A 2,054-nucleotide genomic window follows, 5' to 3' on the forward strand; every position below is an offset into this window, starting at 1 on the left:
GGGGTCACGGGCATCGAGGTGACCTTCTCCACTCCCGACGCCCCCGCCGTCATCCGCGAGCTCATCACCCGCCACGGCGACGCCGCCTACGTCGGGGCCGGCACCGTCACCACGGCCGCGCAGGCCGAGCAGGCTGCAGACGCGGGAGCCGAGTTCCTCGTGAGCCCCGGCACCCTGCCGCACCTCACGCGCAGCATGCTCGAAACGGGCCGGGTCGTGATGACCGGCGCCATGACCCCGACCGAGGTCATGGGCGCACTCGAGCTCGGCGTCGACGTCGTGAAGATCTTCCCCGCATCGCTCGGTGGCCCGTCGTACCTCGGCGCCCTGCGCGGACCGTTCCCCGACGCCACGCTGATGCCCACCGGTGGCGTGAACCCCGACAACCTCGCCGCCTGGTTCGCCGCCGGAGCCGTCGCGGTCGGTGCGGGCGGAGACCTCGCGAACGGCGCGTCGATCAAGAACGCCGACTGGACCGACATCGAGCAGCGCGCCGCACGATTCGCCGCGGCCCTCACCGCCACGCGCGAGTGACACCGCGCGATCGAGCACCGCACACTCCCCATCGTTTGGTATACCGGATGCATGGGTGCGCGACGGATGCTGTCGATCGGCGCCGTCGCGATCGCGCTCTTGACCGCGACCGGCTGCACGTCGGCCACGCCTCCGTCGGCACCTGATCCGCGCTCATCGACCCAGGAGTCCGCCATGACCGACGCCACTCGCGATCTGCTCGCCGCCGCAGCGTCCGGAGACGCCTCCGCCGTCCGGAAGGCGATCGACGACGGGGCGGACCTCGAGGCACGGGGGCCTGGGGGCATGACCGCACTGATCGCCGCGACGAAGGCCGATCACGTCGACGCGGCGCGCGTTCTCATCGACGCGGGTGCGGACGTCAACGCCAAGGACGACATCCAGGACTCCGCCTACCTGTACGCCGGTGCGCGGGGACACGACGAGATCCTCCTGCTGACGCTCGACAACGGCGCCGACCTCGCAAGCACGAACCGCTTCGGCGGCACGGCACTGATCCCCGCCGCCGAACGCGGACTCCTCTCGACCATCGCCATCCTGCTGGAGGCCGGTGTCGACCCGAACCACATCAACGACCTGAACTGGACGGCGCTGCACGAGGCGATCGTTCTCGGCGACGGTTCCTCCACCTACGTCGACGTGGTGCGCGCGCTCATCGACGGCGGAGCAGACACGAGCATCCCCGACGGGGACGGCGTGCTCCCGGTCGATCTCGCCACAGCACGGGGCTACGACGCGATCGTCGCCGAGCTCGAACGGTGATCGCCCTCGACCCGTGGGCCTGGGCCGCGCTCGCGGTGGCCGCGGTGACGATCGGCATCTCGAAGACGGCACTGCCCGGCGGGAGCATCCTGGCCATCGCCCTGTTCGCCGCCGTGCTGCCGGCACGCACCTCGACGGCGGCGACCCTCCTGCTCCTGATGGTCGGCGACCTGTTCGCCCTCACCGCCTACCGTCGCCACGCGCACTGGCCGACGCTGCTGCGGCTCGCTCCCGCGGTGATCGCCGGGCTGCTGGTCGGCTTCGCGTTCCTCGCCCTCGCCGGCGACGGGGTGGTCCGTCGGGCGATCGGCGTGATCCTGCTGCTGATGATCGCCGTGACCCTGTGGCGTCGGTGGCGGCAGAGCAGAGCGGACGCTGCGGCTCCCCCGTCCAGCGGCATCATCCTCGCGGGCGCCTACGGAACCCTCGGCGGCTTCACCACCATGGTCGCCAACGCCGGAGGCCCGGTCATGTCGATGTACTTCCTGGCCACCCGCACCCCCGTGCAGGTGTTCCTCGGCACGTCCGCCTGGTTCTTCGCCATCATCAACGTGATCAAGGTCCCTTTCCTCGCGGGCCTCGGGCTGTTCGAGACGCCCGTGTTGCTGATGGATGCCGTGCTCGCCCCGCTCGTCGTCGTCGGCGCGCTCCTCGGACTGCGAGTCGCCCGCCGCATGAATCAGCGCGTGTTCGACCGCATCGTGATCGCCCTCACCATCCTCGGCGCGGTCTACCTGCTGTTCTGACCACACCCACGC

At 70.8% G+C, this 2,054-nt stretch carries 3 protein-coding genes; all 3 read left to right on the forward strand.

The window, feature by feature from the left end; translation table 11 throughout:
- Positions 1–534 (forward strand): bifunctional 4-hydroxy-2-oxoglutarate aldolase/2-dehydro-3-deoxy-phosphogluconate aldolase (locus tag AX744_RS03005; RefSeq protein ID WP_061015353.1); only part of this gene is annotated, 534 nt, incomplete at its 5' end.
- Positions 535–708: 174 nt separating this feature from the next.
- Entirely contained in the window at positions 709–1,296 is a 588-nt protein-coding gene (locus AX744_RS03010) for an ankyrin repeat domain-containing protein (protein WP_230977793.1), read from the forward strand.
- On the forward strand, positions 1,293–2,042 hold the full coding sequence (locus tag AX744_RS03015) for a sulfite exporter TauE/SafE family protein (protein ID WP_058631677.1): 750 nt from the start codon (positions 1,293–1,295) through the stop codon (positions 2,040–2,042). Before AX744_RS03010 ends, AX744_RS03015 begins: the two co-directional genes overlap by 4 nt.
- The last annotated feature ends 12 nt before the right edge of the window (positions 2,043–2,054 follow it).

Source organism: Microbacterium sp. CCH5-D1 (assembly GCF_001557335.1).
In the GTDB taxonomy this organism is placed as follows: domain Bacteria; phylum Actinomycetota; class Actinomycetes; order Actinomycetales; family Microbacteriaceae; genus Microbacterium; species Microbacterium oxydans.

What these genes read in the sequence shown, in the direction of transcription:
- AX744_RS03010 (WP_230977793.1), top strand. Translation starts at nt 709, where the DNA reads ATGACCGACGCCACTCGCGATCTGCTCGCCGCCGCAGCGTCCGGAGAC.